Origin of the sequence: Streptomyces sp. NPDC014861 (assembly GCF_043081625.1) — a bacterium.
Classification (GTDB): Bacteria; Actinomycetota; Actinomycetes; order Streptomycetales; family Streptomycetaceae; genus Streptomyces.
In genome coordinates, this window is sequence record NZ_JBIBWV010000011.1 from 22,587 (window position 1) to 36,864 (window position 14,278).

Annotated in this window: 15 protein-coding genes and 1 riboswitch; of the genes, 7 read left to right on the top strand and 8 right to left on the bottom strand. The window is 74.3% G+C overall.

What is annotated here, in order from left to right:
* Nucleotides 1-132 precede the first annotated feature (132 nt).
* The 5 genes from ACF1BN_RS22195 to ACF1BN_RS22215 form a co-directional block, all read right to left on the bottom strand.
* Nucleotides 133-1,308 carry an LLM class flavin-dependent oxidoreductase gene (locus ACF1BN_RS22195; RefSeq protein ID WP_392333318.1) on the bottom strand — a complete coding sequence of 392 codons (1,176 nt, stop codon included), beginning with the start codon at nt 1,306-1,308 and terminating at the stop codon, nt 133-135.
* A 3-nt stretch (nt 1,309-1,311) separates the two neighbouring features.
* Nucleotides 1,312-2,349, bottom strand: coding sequence for an ABC transporter substrate-binding protein (locus tag ACF1BN_RS22200; RefSeq protein WP_392333319.1), 1,038 nt, complete (start codon nt 2,347-2,349; stop codon nt 1,312-1,314).
* Nucleotides 2,350-2,357: 8 nt separating this feature from the next.
* Nucleotides 2,358-3,170, bottom strand: coding sequence for an ABC transporter ATP-binding protein (locus ACF1BN_RS22205; RefSeq protein ID WP_392333320.1), 813 nt, complete (start codon nt 3,168-3,170; stop codon nt 2,358-2,360).
* Nucleotides 3,143-4,012: an ABC transporter permease gene (locus ACF1BN_RS22210; protein ID WP_392333321.1), complete on the bottom strand. Its 870-nt coding sequence runs from the start codon at nt 4,010-4,012 to the stop codon at nt 3,143-3,145. The genes ACF1BN_RS22205 and ACF1BN_RS22210 overlap by 28 nt, the downstream gene beginning before the upstream one ends.
* Nucleotides 4,013-4,149: 137 nt before the next feature.
* The gene (locus ACF1BN_RS22215) at nt 4,150-4,254 is read right to left on the bottom strand and encodes a putative leader peptide (RefSeq protein ID WP_392333322.1); all 105 of its coding nucleotides are present in this window, start codon (nt 4,252-4,254) and stop codon (nt 4,150-4,152) included.
* 70 nt (nt 4,255-4,324) lie between these two features.
* Between ACF1BN_RS22215 and ACF1BN_RS22220 the strand changes: the two genes are divergently transcribed.
* A complete protein-coding gene (locus ACF1BN_RS22220; RefSeq protein ID WP_392333323.1) occupies nt 4,325-4,747 on the top strand; it encodes a YjbQ family protein in 423 nt (140 codons plus the stop codon).
* A 140-nt stretch (nt 4,748-4,887) separates the two neighbouring features.
* Here the strand turns inward: ACF1BN_RS22220 and ACF1BN_RS22225 are convergent, their stop codons facing one another.
* Nucleotides 4,888-5,103, bottom strand: coding sequence for a hypothetical protein (locus ACF1BN_RS22225; protein ID WP_392333466.1), 216 nt, complete (start codon nt 5,101-5,103; stop codon nt 4,888-4,890).
* 591 nt (nt 5,104-5,694) lie between these two features.
* On the opposite strand from ACF1BN_RS22225, the gene ACF1BN_RS22230 reads away from it, so the two are divergent.
* From ACF1BN_RS22230 to ACF1BN_RS22240, 3 genes are all read left to right on the top strand, one after another.
* Nucleotides 5,695-6,921 (top strand): Cmx/CmrA family chloramphenicol efflux MFS transporter, encoded by a 1,227-nt coding sequence (locus tag ACF1BN_RS22230; protein ID WP_392333324.1) that lies wholly within the window; start codon nt 5,695-5,697, stop codon nt 6,919-6,921.
* A 108-nt stretch (nt 6,922-7,029) separates the two neighbouring features.
* On the top strand, nt 7,030-7,734 hold the full coding sequence (locus ACF1BN_RS22235) for a helix-turn-helix domain-containing protein (protein ID WP_392333325.1): 705 nt from the start codon (nt 7,030-7,032) through the stop codon (nt 7,732-7,734).
* Between the two features lie 335 nt (nt 7,735-8,069).
* Nucleotides 8,070-8,561 (top strand): DedA family protein, encoded by a 492-nt coding sequence (locus tag ACF1BN_RS22240; protein WP_392333326.1) that lies wholly within the window; start codon nt 8,070-8,072, stop codon nt 8,559-8,561.
* 49 nt (nt 8,562-8,610) lie between these two features.
* Here the strand turns inward: ACF1BN_RS22240 and ACF1BN_RS22245 are convergent, their stop codons facing one another.
* Together ACF1BN_RS22245 and ACF1BN_RS22250 are read right to left on the bottom strand one after the other, a co-directional pair.
* The gene (locus tag ACF1BN_RS22245; protein WP_392333327.1) at nt 8,611-9,054 is read right to left on the bottom strand and encodes an acyl-CoA thioesterase; all 444 of its coding nucleotides are present in this window, start codon (nt 9,052-9,054) and stop codon (nt 8,611-8,613) included.
* 70 nt (nt 9,055-9,124) lie between these two features.
* Nucleotides 9,125-9,281: riboswitch (cobalamin riboswitch) on the bottom strand.
* Between the two features lie 96 nt (nt 9,282-9,377).
* A complete protein-coding gene (locus tag ACF1BN_RS22250; protein ID WP_392333328.1) occupies nt 9,378-9,749 on the bottom strand; it encodes a hypothetical protein in 372 nt (123 codons plus the stop codon).
* Nucleotides 9,750-9,964: 215 nt separating this feature from the next.
* Here ACF1BN_RS22250 and ACF1BN_RS22255 point away from each other — a divergent pair, with 215 nt between their 5' ends.
* The 3 genes from ACF1BN_RS22255 to ACF1BN_RS22265 all read left to right on the top strand — a co-directional run bounded on the left by ACF1BN_RS22255 (nt 9,965) and on the right by ACF1BN_RS22265 (nt 14,270).
* Nucleotides 9,965-10,591: a PadR family transcriptional regulator gene (locus tag ACF1BN_RS22255; RefSeq protein WP_392333329.1), complete on the top strand. Its 627-nt coding sequence runs from the start codon at nt 9,965-9,967 to the stop codon at nt 10,589-10,591.
* A gap of 138 nt (nt 10,592-10,729) precedes the next feature.
* Nucleotides 10,730-12,451, top strand: a complete 1,722-nt coding sequence (locus ACF1BN_RS22260) for an acyl-CoA dehydrogenase family protein (protein ID WP_392333330.1) — start codon at nt 10,730-10,732, stop codon at nt 12,449-12,451.
* Nucleotides 12,452-12,530: 79 nt separating this feature from the next.
* The gene (locus ACF1BN_RS22265; RefSeq protein ID WP_392333331.1) at nt 12,531-14,270 is read left to right on the top strand and encodes a serine/threonine-protein kinase; all 1,740 of its coding nucleotides are present in this window, start codon (nt 12,531-12,533) and stop codon (nt 14,268-14,270) included.
* The last annotated feature ends 8 nt before the right edge of the window (nt 14,271-14,278 follow it).

Sequence of the window (14,278 nt, forward strand, 5' to 3'; positions counted from 1 at the left end):
AGGGCGGTGGCCGGCGTCCGCCCCGTCCTCCCCCCGTCCTCCCCCCGTCCTTCACCCCCCGTCCTCCACCCCCCCGTCCCGCCGGGCGGGGGCGGCGTGTCCCGGCCCCCTCTCGCCCCCGCCGGGCGGTGGCTAGCGTCCGCCCCCGATCCCCGCCACCCCCGCGAGCAGCGGCGACGCGGGGATCGTCGTCAGGAGGCCGCGCTCCGCGAGCAGCGGGGTGACGCCCTCGCCGAACCAGTACGCCTCCTCCAGGTGCGGGTAGCCGGAGAGCACGAAGTGCTCCACGCCCAGGTCGTGGTACTCCTCGATGCGGTCGGCGACGTCCGCGTGGCTGCCGACGAGTGCCGTGCCGGCCCCGCCCCGGACGAGCCCCACACCCGCCCACAGGTTCGGCGAGATCTCCAGCCGGTCCCGGTCCAGCGCGCCGCCCCGGTGCAGGGCGAGCATCCGCTGCTGGCCCACGGACTCACTGCGGCCGAGCGCCGCCTGCGCCGCCGCGACCGTCTCGGCGTCCAGATCGGAGAGCAGTCGCTCGGCCGTCGTCCACGCCTCGCGGGAGGTGTCGCGCGAGATGGTGTGCAGCCGGATGCCGAAGCGCACGGTCCGGCCGCGCTCCTCCGCGAGCCGGCGGATCCAGTCGATCTTCTCCTTCACCTGCCACGGCGGTTCGCCCCAGGTGAGGTAGACGTCCGCGTGTTCGGCCGCGACCGGCCCGGCGGCGGGGGACGAGCCGCCGAAGAAGAGCTCCGGCAGCGGGTCCGGCGGCAGCGCGGTGAGCCCGCCCTCCACCTGGTAGTGCTCGCCGTGGAAGTCGTACGGGCGTCCGCTCCACGCGCCCCGGACGATCGACAGGAACTCGGCGGTCCGCGCGTACCGCTGGTCGTGGTCCAGGTGGTCGCCGAACCGCCGCTGCTCGACCGAGTCGCCGCCGGTCACCACGTTGAGCAGCAGCCTCCCCCGGGTGATCCGCTGGTAGGTCGCGGCCATCTGGGCGGCGAGCACCGGGGAGATCACCCCCGGTCGGAAGGCCACCAGGAACTTCAGCCGCTCGGTGTGCTGCGCCAGCGCGACCGTCGTCAGCCAGGCGTCCTCGCACCACGTGCCGGTGGGCGTCAGCACGGCCTCGAAGCCGAGCCGTTCGGCCGCCTTGGCGATCTGCGCCAGGTACTCGATGTCGGGCGCGCGGACCCCGGCGGTGGCGCCCGCGCGGTTCCGGGTGATGCCGCCGTCGGTGTAGGCGTGCCGGTCGACGAGGGTGCGCCCGTCGCCGCCGGTGGGCAGGAACCAGTGCAGGTGGACCGTCATGGTTCAGGAGTCCTTTCCGTAGGAGCGCGCCGGGGTGGTCGACGGCGGCAGGTCCTTGTCGAAGCGGTTGTCCACGAAGTCGGCGAAACGGAACCGCTTCGGGATGAGGCCGAGGCCGGCGAAGGTGTCGGCGATCTCCTGCTCGGAGGCGATCGCCGCCTCGTCGAGGGCGACCGGGATACGGGTGCCGTTGCTGCGCTTCACGGCGGCCAGCGCCACCTCGTACGGCAGCCCGGTCTCCTTCGCCCAGACCTTCGCCCACTCCTCCGGGTGCCCGAACACCCACTCCTGGGCGCGCCGCAGCCGCTCCACGAAGTCGCCGACGGCCTTCGACTTCTCCGGGTCCGCGAGTGCGGCGGGCGCGGCGACCTGGAAGCCGAGCCCGTTGACGACCCCGCGTCCGTCGGTGAGGACCCGCCCCGTACCGCTGTGCAGCACCTGGGAGGTGTACGGGTCCCAGACCGCCCACGCGTCGACCCGGCCGCTCGTGAAGGCGGCGAGCGCGTCGGCCGGCTGGAGGAGGGTGACCTGGACGTCCTTCAGCGTGAGACCGGCCTTCTCCAGTGCCCCGATCAGCTGGAAGTGCGCCGAACTGCCTTGCGCCACCGCGACCTTCCTCCCCTTCAGGTCGCGGGCGGAGCGGAGCGGCGAGCTCTTCGGGACGAGGATCGCCTCGCCGGCCGAGTCGCCGTGGGTCGCGGCGATGACGGTGATCTTCGATCCGGCGCCGGCGGCGAAGACCGGCGGGGTGTTGCCGACGCCGCCGATGTCGACGGCTCCGGCGCCGATGGCTTCGAGGAGTGGTGGCCCGGAGGTGAACGTGGACCATTTCACCTGGTAGGGCAGGTCGTCGAGCTCCCCTGCGGCGCGCAGCACGGCCTCGGCGCCGCCCTTCTGGTCGCCGACGTTCAGGACGAGATCGCCCTTGCCGTCGACGTTCCCGCCGGCGTCGGCGCCGGAGGCGGGGGAGCAGGCGGTGGCGGCGAGCAGCGCGAGCGGCAGGAGCAGCGCGGCGGAGAGGGCCTGGCGGAAGGACTTCACGGGGACTCCTAGGACTGGCCGACCGCGCTGGGAACGCGGGCGGCGGAAGAGGCGGAGGTGGGGGCGGGGGCGGGGGCGGAGGTGGGGACGGGGGCGGGATCGCCGGTGGATTCGCTCTCCTCCACGCCGAGTTCGGCGAGGAGTCGGCTCCGGAGGGCGGCGAACCCCGGCTCGGCGGGTGAGCGGGGCCGGTCGAGCGCGACCGGGGTGTCGTACGCGATGACGCCGTCGCGCATCACCAGCGCCCGGTCCGCGAGGAGCAGCGCCTCGTCCACGTCGTGGGTGACGAGGAGGACGGTGCAGCCGCGCCGGCGCCACAGTTCGGCGACGAGCCGCTGGGCCTTGATGCGGGTCAGCGCGTCGAGCGCGCCGAACGGCTCGTCGAGCAGCAGCAGGTCCGGGTCGCGTACCAGAGCACGTGCGAGGGAGGCTCGTTGGGCCTCGCCGCCGGACAGGGTCTTGGGCCAGGCGCCCGCCCGGTGGCCGAGCCCGACCTCCGCGAGGGCGCCGTCGGCGACGGTCCGGTCCGGGCGGCCGGGCAGCCCGAGGACCACGTTGCGCCAGACCCGCTTCCACGGCATCAGCCGGGGAGCCTGGAAGGCGACCGCGCGACGGCGGGGCACGAGGACGGTGCCGGAGATCTCCCGGTCGAGCCCGGCGAGCACCCGCAGCAGGGTGGACTTCCCGCAGCCGCTGTGCCCGAGCAGTGCGGTGAACTGGCCCGGTTCCAGGGTGAGATCGAGCCCGTCGACGACCGGCCGGCCGTCGAAGGAGCGGGTGAGGCCCTGGACGGTCACTGTCCGGTGAAGGTCGGTCGCCATTGCAGCAGCAGCCTTTCGAGAGTACGGACGACGGCGTCGGCGAGCAGGCCGAGGAAGGCGTAGACGACCAGGCAGACGACGATCACGTCGGTGCGGAAGAACTCGCGCGCCTGGTTCATCAGGAAGCCGATCCCGGCGTCGGCGTTGATGGACTCGCCGAAGACGAGGGCGAGCCAGGCGGTGGCGAGTGCGTACCGCAGCCCGGTCATCGCCCCGGGGAGCGCGCCCGGCAGCACCACGTGCCGGACGAGACCCCATCGCCCGAGTCCCAACGACTGCCCGGCCTCCACGAGTTGGGCGTCGACGCCACGGATCCCGGCGTACACGTTCAGATAGAGGTGGAAGGCGGTGCCCAGCGCGATCAGGGCGACCTTCGGCGCCTCGCCGATGCCCAGCCAGATGATCAGCAGCGGTATCAGCCCGACCCAGGGGACGGTGCGCAGCATCTGCACGGTCGCGTCGATCAGGTCCTCGCCGAGCCGCGAGAGCCCGGAGAGCAGGGCGAGCGTGACGCCGACGGCCCCGCCGATCAGCAGTCCGGCCGCGACCCGCTGGAGCGAGACCCCCATCGCGGTGGGCAGCGTCCCGTCCGCGATCAGCCCGCCGGCGGACCGCGCGATCGTGCCCGGCGAGGCGAGCACCTCCGGCGCGAGCACCCCGGTGGCGCTCGACACCTGCCAGACGAGCAGGAGCAGCACGGGCCCGACGGCCCGCCGCAGCCACCGCGGCACGACGATCCGACGACCGGTCCGGCGGGTGGAGGTGAGCGATTCGATCTCCGGAATATGCGATATATCCGGCTTCAAGGGCGCAGGGAGCGGTGGCGAGTGACCGACGGCCATGAGGAGACTCCGAGGGGAGGAAGGAAGAGGGGTACGCCTCGACGTCACCGCACGCGGAAGGCACACGCGTACGGTGAGGGGTTCAGGGCGTCAGGAAGCAGGCTCGGCCCGACGGGCGGACCGGAGGGAAGAAGGCGTCAGCAGCCGCGGGAACAGGTGGCGGAGGCCACCCGCAGCAGGTCGATGTGACCACGCGTGGTGAGCAGGGCTGTACGCGACATGGCGCGAACGTAGCGACCCACCGCCGACACGGTCAACGGCGTCTCGGAGCGTGGACGGGCGATCCTGCGCCTCGGACGGCAGGATGACCCCATGTCACACTCCTTCACCACCCGCGTCCTCGGCCTCACCACCGGCACCCGCGAGACCGTCACCGACCTCACCAAGGTCTGCGAGGACTTCCTGACCGAGGCGGCCACGGGCCGCGACGGCCTCCTCAATCTCTTCGTCCCCCACGCCACCGCCGGCCTCGCCGTCCTGGAGACCGGCGCCGGCAGCGACAGCGACCTCCTCTCCACCCTCCACCACCTGCTCCCCGCCGACGACCGCTGGCAGCACCGCCACGGCACCCCCGGCCACGGCCGCGACCACGTCCTCCCCGCCTTCCTCCCGCCCCACGCCACCCTCCCCGTCGTCGCGGGCCGCCTCGCCCTGGGCACCTGGCAGTCGGTCTGCCTGGTCGACACCAACGTCGACAACCCGGAGCGCCAGGTGCGGCTGAGCTTCCTGGGCTGAGCGGGCCGCCCGGGATCGCCCCGGTCGCGGCTACGGGGCCCAGCGGCCGACGGCCGCACGCGGGGGAGTGGACGGCCGTCGGGAGGGTCGTTCCGTCCGTCCTGTGACACGGACGGAACGACCGGGAGCGGGGCCGGCGCTCAGGCCGTCGCGACCGCGTCCAACCTGCCCGCCTTCGCCTCCTCGACGAGCGAGGCGAACTGGTCCGCGCTCATCTCCACCTTCTGCCCGAAGTCGTCGGTGATCACCACCCGGCGCTCCGGGGGTGCGCTCTCGTCCACGAACAGCTGCGGGCAGCCGCAGTCGCACTTGCCGCAGAACGTCGCCAGGGGCTCCAGAGAACCGATGTCAGCCATCGCCACACGCCCTTCCTGAGCACGCCCGCACCGGGGCGGCCCCGTGCCGTCTCCTCCTGCGGACGGAGGGGTCATGCCCGGTGGCGGGGAACCCACGCCCGCCCGGGGCGGTCCGTTCGGGGGAGCACCGGCCGGCCCCGCGCTCCGCGACGGGGGCCCGTCCCTGTACGGCCCCGCCTCGGCCGGGGGCCGCCGTCCCCGTACGGGCCCCGCCCCGGCCGGGGGCCGCCGTCCCTGTACGGTCCCGCCCCGGCCGGTGGCGCCGTCCCCGTACGGGCCCCGCCCCGGCCCGTCACGAGGTGTTTCTGAATCGGCAACAGGTACGCCCCCCGGCCCCGGCCTCGCGCCCCGGTCGCCTGAAGCGGGCCACCACAGCCGCGCCTCGCGCTCCCGACGGTGAGGAGGGCCTCCCGGTCCGTACGGGCCCGAGGACCCGCAGGGGCCCCGCTGTCCCGGTTCCGGCAACAAACGTTGTCCGTCCGCCGCGTCCGGTTCCAGCATGAGCGCTCACCCCGATCCGCCCGACCCCTCGTCACAGGACAGGAGTTCGTTCATGCGCCCCACGACCCCCCTGCCGTCCGGCGGAAGCCGATGAGCGTCCGCACCGACATCCCCGAGGCGACTCCCGGGAAGGGCCCTGACCGGCTGCCGTTCGCGGTCCACCTGCTCGCGTTCAGCCTCTTCGCCATGGGCAGCGCCGAGTTCCTGCTCGCCGGCGTCCTCCCGGACGTCGCCGACGACCTCGACGTCACGCTGTCCTCCGCCGGGGTGCTGATCTCGGCCTTCGCGATCGGCGTCGTCATCGGAGGGCCGCCCCTCGCGGTCCTCACCCTGCGCTGGCCGCGCCGCACCACCCTGGTGGTCTCGCAGGCCGTGTTCGCGATCTGCGTCGCCGTCGGCCTGGTCACCGACAGCTTCGCGCTGCTGACCGTCACCCGCTTCGTGTGCGGTCTCGCCTACGCGGGGTTCTGGGCGGTCGCCGCCGTCACCGCGATCAGCCTGGTCGCCCCCGACCGCACCGCGCGCGCCTCCGGAGTCGTCGTCAGCGGACTCAGCGTCGCCATGGTCGGAGGCGGCCCCGCCGGCGCCCTGCTCAGCCACTACACCGGCTGGCGGGGCGGGTTCTGGGCGGTGGTCGCCCTCACCGTCCTCGGCGCGGTCGCGACCGCCGTCGCCGTCCCGGCGACCAGACCGGCCCAGGAGCCCAGTGTCGGGCGGGAGTTGCGCACCATGCGCAAGCCGCAGCTGTGGGTCGTCTACGCCGCGACGCTGCTGAGCACCGCCGCGTACATGATCTCGTACAACTACCTCGCCGCCCTCCTCACCGACGTCACCGGCGTCGACGCGGTGTGGGTGCCCCCGATCCTGGTCCTCTTCGGCATCGGCGCCTTCGTCGGCCTCTCCGTCGGAGGCCGGATCGCCGACGGCCGTCCGCACCTGGCGCTCCTCGTCGGCGCTGTCGGCATCCTGGTCACCTCGGTGCCGCTCGCGCTCCTCGCCGACCACGCCATCCCGGTCGTCGTCCTGGTCCCGCTGCTGGGCGTCGCCGGATTCGTGCTCAACCCGGCCGTCTACGGACGGGTGTTCACGGTGGCGGCGGACGCGCCGACCCTCGCCGGTGCCACCGCCGTCTCCATGTTCCAGCTCGGCATCAGCCTCGTGCCTGCCCTCGCGGGGGTCGCGCTCGGCGCCGGCGCGGGACCGGCCTCCCTCCCCTGGCTGGGGGCGGCCCTGGCCGTCCTCACCGTCCCCGTCGTCCTGGTCGACCGGAGGATGACCCGCACCGGGGCGCGCGCCCTCCGCACGGGCGAGGAGTGACACCGTGCCCGCCGCCCGTCCGCGCCCCGCCCCCGATCCGTGGCGCGGGGACGCGGCCAGTCCGCACACCGGAGCTCCGACAGGGCTCCCCGCCGGGAGGAACACCTGATGCACCCCGCACCCGGCCACCCGCTCGACACCCGGGCGATGTCGCCCGCCGGCGGCGCACCCGCGCCTGCGACACACGCCGCCGGACGCTCTGCCGCGGGCGTGGAGCGGCCGTCGACCACAGCCCAGGTCGTGTCCGCCGTCGGCCCCCGGCTCAGGAAGGCCCGCACCGCCCGCGGCGTCACCCTCGCCGCGCTCGCGAGGACGACCGGCATCTCCAAGAGCACGCTGTCACGCCTGGAGGCGGGGCAGCGGCGCCCCGGCCTGGACCTGCTGCTGCCCATCGCCCAGGCGTTCCGGGTCCCGCTGGACGAACTGGTGGGCGCGCCGGAGGTGGGCGACCCGCGGGTCAGGCTCACACCGCACGCGGTCGGCGGGAACACCGTGCTGCCCCTGACACGACAGCCGGGACCCCTGCAGAGCTACAAGATGGTCCTGCCCGCCGGCCGGGACACACCCGACGTGTGCACGCACGAGGGGTTCGAGTGGCTGTACGTGCTCTCGGGCCGCCTCCGCCTCGTGCTGGCCGACCACGATCTGGTGCTCGACCCGGGGGAGGTGGCCGAGTTCGGCACCCGCCTGCCGCACTGGTTCGGCACCACGGGGCAGGGGCCGGTCGAGGTGCTGAGCCTCTTCGGGCGGCAGGGCGAGCGGATGCACGTCCGCGCCCGCCCCGCACACCGGACGCCCTCCTCCGGCACGTGAGCCGGAGGAGGAGGGCGGGGGCCCGGTCCCCGCCGCTGACGCGCGGTGCCGCCCGAGTCCGTGGCCGACAGGGCGTCGAGGGGTGAGGAGCGGGCGGGACGGGTAGCTCATGGGGCGTCGGGGGTGCGCCCGATTCGGCGTACGCGCGTTCGGTTAGGGTGGCCTTGCTGGATGTCCGGCTCGGTGACGGGGGCGGGTTCGGATGTCGGTACGGTGGGGTCCAGGCGACGGAACGGGCAGAGGCGGAGCGCAGGTGACAGGCGGAGACCGGGCTGGTGCCCGTCGTGGGACCGCTGGGGCGGGACGCTCGCCGCGGGTGACCAGGACGAGGCGCCGTGGGTGAGATCCTGCGCGTGGCCGGAGCCCTGTACGTGATCGTTCTGCTCAGGGCCGGAGGGACCTTCGCCGTCGGCTGGCTCACCGGCGCCGGCGCCAGGCGCGGCAGGTTCGCCGAGCGGATGGCCACCGCCAGGTTCCAGCGCGCCGAACGGGCCATCCAGCGCTGGGGCGCGCCCGTCGTGGCCGTCTCCTTCCTGACCGTGGGCTTCCAGACCGCCGCCAACTTCCTCGCCGGCACCATGCGGATGCCGCTGCCGCGCTACCTGCCCGCGCTGTTCGTGGGCGGAGCGGCCTGGGCCGTGATCTACGCCGTCTTCGGGATCGGCGCGCTCGCCGCGCTGGGCGCGCTGTTCGCCCGGCACACGGCGCTCGGCGTGGCCGGGGTGGCCGTCCTCCTCCTCGCCGTGTGCGGGGCCGTGGTCCACCACAGGCGACGGGCGGCGGCGGACGCCCCGGACACGGGCGCCGGGGCGGCCGGGCAGTCCTGAAGCGTCCGCCGCCCCGAGGGGCGGCGGATCCTCCGCTGCGCGGCCGGGGTCAGGAGACGCCGGCGTTCACCACGTGGAGGGCGGGCACCGGGCGGGGGGAGCCTTCGGCGTCGATGGCGACGAAGGTGAGGAAGGCGGTCGCGACCTCGGTGGCGGGGCCGGAGCTGTTCCAGCGCTCGGAGGTCACCCGGACGCCGACGGTCATGGAGGTCCGGCCCGCCCGTTCCAGACCGGCCTCCACGCTGAGCAGGTCCCCGGCCCGGACCGGGGCGAGGAAGGTCATCCGGTCCACCGACACGGTCACCGCCGGCCCGTCGGCGTGACGCCCGGCCGCTGCGGCGGCGGCGTCGTCGATCAGCTTCATCATGACGCCACCGTGGATGGTGCCGTACAGGTTCGTGTCGTGCTCGCTCATGATGTGGGCGAGCACCACCCGGGAGTCGTCCGGGGTCTTGGCGGGGCGGGCGGATGCGGAGACGGCACGATCGGCCACGTCAACTCTCCTTCGCGAGTCGCGGCGGGCTGCACCGCGCGCACGGGTCGCCGGCGCGCGGACAGCGGGCAGGTCTTCGGACTCGCGGGCACGCCCACCGGATCTCCACCCGGCGGACCCCTACTGGCCGTCGCTTCCCAGGTCCTCCCGGACCCAGTGCGTATGACGGCGGTCGTTCCCGCTCACCGCTGCGGGGCAGTCCCGGATTCCCACCGGGTTCCCTCTTACGACGCCTCCCGTACGGCGGACGGGGGCGAACCAGCTGCACCCGCCAGCGTACGCGCCGCACCCGCCCGCGCGGACCCTCCCCCCGGCCCGACCTGCTACTCCGTGCGCAGGGCCGTGGCCGTACGGGTCCTCGCCGCCCAGCCGGCGGGGAGGAGGGCGCCCAGGACGGCGATGAGGAGGCCGCCGAGGGCCAGGGGGACGAGTTCGGCGGCGCCGTACACGTCGAGGACGGAGGCGGGGAGGCGGAGCCCCACGCTGTCGGCCATCGCGGGCACGACCCGGCCGTGCAGGACCATCCCGAGAGGTACGCCCAGGGCGCCCGCGACCGTTCCGGTCACGGCGACCGAGGTGAGGACCGTCACCACGGGACGGGAGCAGCTGGACGCGCCGGCCGGACGGGTGCGGGACGCCGGGCTGCCGGTGTCGTCGGCGGTGACCGGCGCACCCCGGGAGCTGCCGTCCGGCATCGGGCGCGCCGCCTACCGGGGTGGTGCAGGAGGCGCATCCCCGCGCGGCGCAGCACGCGGCGGGCGCGACGTCCGCCGCGACCGTCGCGTACGGCCCGGACCGGCCACGGCTACGGGTTCCCCGCGCCCGTCGCCCCGCCGTGCGCCCGTGAGGCGCGTCTCACCGGCGTCCGCCCTTCTTGCTATGCAACCAGTTGCATAGCAAGATCGGAGGCATGGCGCTCGAACACGCGATCCTCGTGTCCCTGCTGGAGAAGCCGGGGTCCGGATACGAACTGGCCCGGCGGTTCGACCGGTCCATCGGCTACTTCTGGACCGCCACCCACCAGCAGATCTACCGCGTCCTCAAGCGGATGGAGAACGACGGCTGGGTCGCCGCCCGCGAAGTGCCGCAGCAGGGGCGGCCGGACAAGAAGGAGTACTCCGTCGCCGACCTCGGGCACGCGGCGCTCAGCTCCTGGCTGCACGAACCCATCGAACCCGAGAGCGTCCGGCACGACCTCGCCGTCAAGATCCGCGGCGCCGCCTTCGACGACCCCGCCGGTCTCGTCCGCGAGGTCGAGCGGCACCGGCGGACGCACACCGACCGCCTCGCCCACTACCTCGCGGGCGAGGCCCGGGACTTCCCGCCGCATGCCGCCGCGCCCACGCCCCCGGACGCCGCCCCCGCGCCCCCGCACGCCGCCGCCGCGCCCACGAGCGGAGCGCCGGACGCCGGCCCCGCCGCGCCCCCGGACGCCGAGCGCGAGCTCCAGCACGTCGTGCTGCGGGGCGGCATCGCGTACGAACGCATGATGATCGCGTGGCTCGACGACGTCCTCGCCACCCTGCACCGGTTCTGAGACCACCCGAGACCCCTCGTCCTTCCGGTCCACCCCCAAGCCCTCGCCCTCCCCACCACCCCCGGGCCTGCGCTCCCCCCATCCACCCCCAAGCCCTCGCCCCTCCCACCCACCCCTCCTTCCCTCAAGGCGGAACCCATGGCCGACGCGCTGCTCTTCAACCCCCGCACCTACGACCCCACGCACTTCGACCCGGAGACCCGCAGGCTGCTGCGCGCCACCGTCGACTGGTTCGAGGAGCGCGGCAAGCGCCGGATCATCGAGGACTACCGCACCCGCGCCTGGCTCGGCGACTTCCTCGACTTCGCCGCGAAGGAAGGGCTCTTCGCCACCTTCCTGACCCCCGCCGCCGAGGCCGGCGACCACGCCGACAAGCGCTGGGACACCGCCCGCATCGCCGCCCTCAACGAGATCCTCGGCTTCTACGGGCTCGACTACTGGTACGCCTGGCAGGTCACCATCCTCGGCCTCGGCCCGGTCTGGCAGAGCGACAACGCCGCCGCCCGCGCCCGCGCCGCCGAACTCCTCGACCAGGGCGAGGTGTTCGCCTTCGGCCTCTCCGAGAAGGCGCACGGCGCCGACATCTACTCCACCGACATGCTCCTCACCCCCGACGGCGAGGGCGGCTTCCGCGCCACCGGCTCCAAGTACTACATCGGCAACGGCAACAAGGCGGGGCTCGTCTCCGTCTTCGGCCGCCGCACCGACGTCGAGGGCCCCGACGGCTACGTCTTCTTCGCCGCGGACAGCCGCCACCCCGCCTACCACCTGGTCAAGAACGTCGTCGACTCCTCCAAGTTCGTCAGCGAGTTCCGCCTGGAGGAGTACCCGGTCGCCGCCGAGGACGTCCTGCACACCGGCCGCGCCGCCTTCGACGCCGCCCTCAACACCGTCAACGTCGGCAAGTTCAACCTCTGCACCGCCTCCATCGGCATCTGCGAGCACGCGATGTACGAGGCCGTCACCCACGCGCAGAACCGGATCCTGTACGGCCGCCCCGTCACCGCCTTCCCGCACGTGCGGCGCGAACTCACCGACGCCTACGTGCGGCTGGCCGGCATGAAGCTCTTCAGCGACCGCGCCGTCGACTACTTCCGCACCGCCGGACCCGACGACCGCCGCTACCTCCTCTTCAACCCGATGACGAAGATGAAGGTGACCACCGAGGGCGAGAAGGTCGTCGACCTCATGTGGGACGTCCTCGCCGCCAAGGGCTTCGAGAAGGACAACTACTTCGCCCAGGCGGCCGTCGAGATCCGCGGCCTGCCCAAGCTGGAGGGCACGGTCCACGTCAACCTCGCCCTCATCCTCAAGTTCCTCCGCAACCACCTCCTCGACCCGGTCGACCACCCGGCCGTCCCCACCCGTCTCGACGCCGCCGACGACGCCTTCCTCTTCCGCCAGGGCCCCGCCCGCGGCCTCGGCTCCGTCCGCTTCCACGACTGGCGGCCCGCCTTCGACGCGTACGACCGGCTCCCGAACGTCGTCCGCTTCCGCGAACAGGCCGACGCGCTCTGCGACTTCGTCCGCACCGCCGCCCCCGACGAGGCCCAGAGCCGCGACCTCGACCTGCTCCTCGCGGTCGGCCAGCTCTTCGCGCTCGTCGTCCACGCCCAGCTCGTGCTGGAGCAGGCCGCCCTCACCGGTCTCGACGACGACGTCCTCGACGAGCTCTTCGCCGTCCTCGTCCGGGACTTCTCCGCCCACGCCGTCGAGCTCCACGGCAAGGACTCCGCCACCGAGGCCCAGCAGACCTGGGCGCTCGGCGCGGTCCGGCGCCCCGTCGTCGACGAGGCCCGCACCGCCCGCGTCTGGTCCCGCGTCGAAGCCCTCTCCGGCGCGTACGAGATGCGGCCCTGACCCCCGCCGCCCGGGCGGCGCGCTCCGGCGCGCGGCCCGGGCCACCGGCTGTCACCCCCACCGCCTACGATGACCGCCCATGAGCACGAGTGACGACGACGGCAGACCTCTCGTCGACGGACGGTTCCGGCTGATCTCCCGCCTCGGCAGCGGCGGCATGGGCACGGTCTGGCGCGCCCGCGACATCGCCCTCGACCGGGACGTCGCCCTGAAAGAGGTCCGACCGCCGGATCCCGCCGCGGAGGCGGCCCACCCCGGGCTCACCGCCCAGCTGCGCGCCCGGGCGATCCGCGAGGCCAGGGCGCTCGCCCGCCTCTCCCACCCGCACGTCGTGACCGTCCACCACATCGTCGAGCCCGCCGACGGCTCCGCCCCGTGGATCGTCATGGAACTGGTCGAGGGGAACTCCGTCGCCGACCGGCTCGCCGCCGGGCCGCTCTCCGTCCCCGAGGCCGTCACCCTCGGCCGGCAGGTCCTCGGCGCCCTGCGCGCCGCCCACGCCGCCGGCATCCAGCACCGCGACGTCAAGCCCGCCAACGTCCTGCTGCGCGCCGGCGGCGGCGCCGTCCTCACCGACTTCGGCATCGCCGTCCTCGACGAGGCCACCTCCCGGCTCACCGCCTCCGGCGACCTCATCGGCTCCGCCGAGTTCATCGCCCCCGAGCGGGTGCGCGGCGAGGAGGGCAACCCGGCCTCCGACCTGTGGTCCCTCGGCATGCTCCTGTACGTGGCGACCGAGGGCCACCACCCGCTGCGCCGCGCCACCAGCCTCGCCACCGTCGTCGCCGTCCTCGACGACCCGATCCCGGCGCCGGTCCGCTCCGGCGCCCTCGGGCCCGTCCTCACCCGGCTCCTCGTCCGCGACCCCGCGCGGCGCCCCGACGGCGCCGAGCTCGACCGCCTCCTGGCCGAGGCGGCGAACGGGCCGGCGGACCCCAGGACCCCCGCCGACGCCGCTCCGGCCGTCCCCGCCGACGCCGCTCCGGCCGTCCCCGCCGACGCCGCCCCCGCGGGCTTCGGCCCCCCGACCCCGCCGACGTACACGCCCGCCCCGGCCCATCTGTACGCCCGGCCCCACCCCGCCTACCAGCCGCCCGCGCCGCACACCGTCGCCGCGGGCCGCGCCCCCGGGCCCTCCCGGAAGCGCCGGATCACGACCGCCGCGGCCGGCCTCGCCGTCGCCGCCGGCCTCACGGTCCTCGCCGCGCAGTACCTCCCGCTGGGGGACGACGACGGCGACAGCGGGAACCGGGACGCGAAGGGCGGGACCACCGCCTCCCGCACCCCCGGCACCACGACCACCACCGCGACGGCCCCCTCCGCGACTCCCACCACCCCGCCCGTCACCCCCGTCGCCACCGGCGACCTCCTCACCCCCGACGGCGTGCGGACCGTCATCGCGGCTTTCGAGCAGGCGACCGGCACCACCACCTTCAAGAACATGAACGTCTACGGCGAGTACGCCTTCGCCGAGATCCCCACCCGCCCCGGAGCCCGCTCCTACGACCGGTACGAGTACCGGAACGGCAAGGTGACGAAGTCCGACTTCGGCCGCGGCACCATCAGTTCCTCACCGGACGAGCAGCCGCTCGACGTCAAGGGCATGCCCTGGGACGACCTGCCCGCCCTGAGCAAGCGCGCCGACCGCGAGCTCAAGGTCGAGGACCCCACCATGCGGTACCTGATCATCGACCGCTGGACCTTCAACGAGAACCGGCCCACCCTGCGCGTCTACCGCATCAACGAGTACAGCGCCACCGGCTACCTGGCCGTCGACACGAGCGGGAAGGTGGTGCACAAGGTGACCGCCGAGGACTGAGAGCCGCG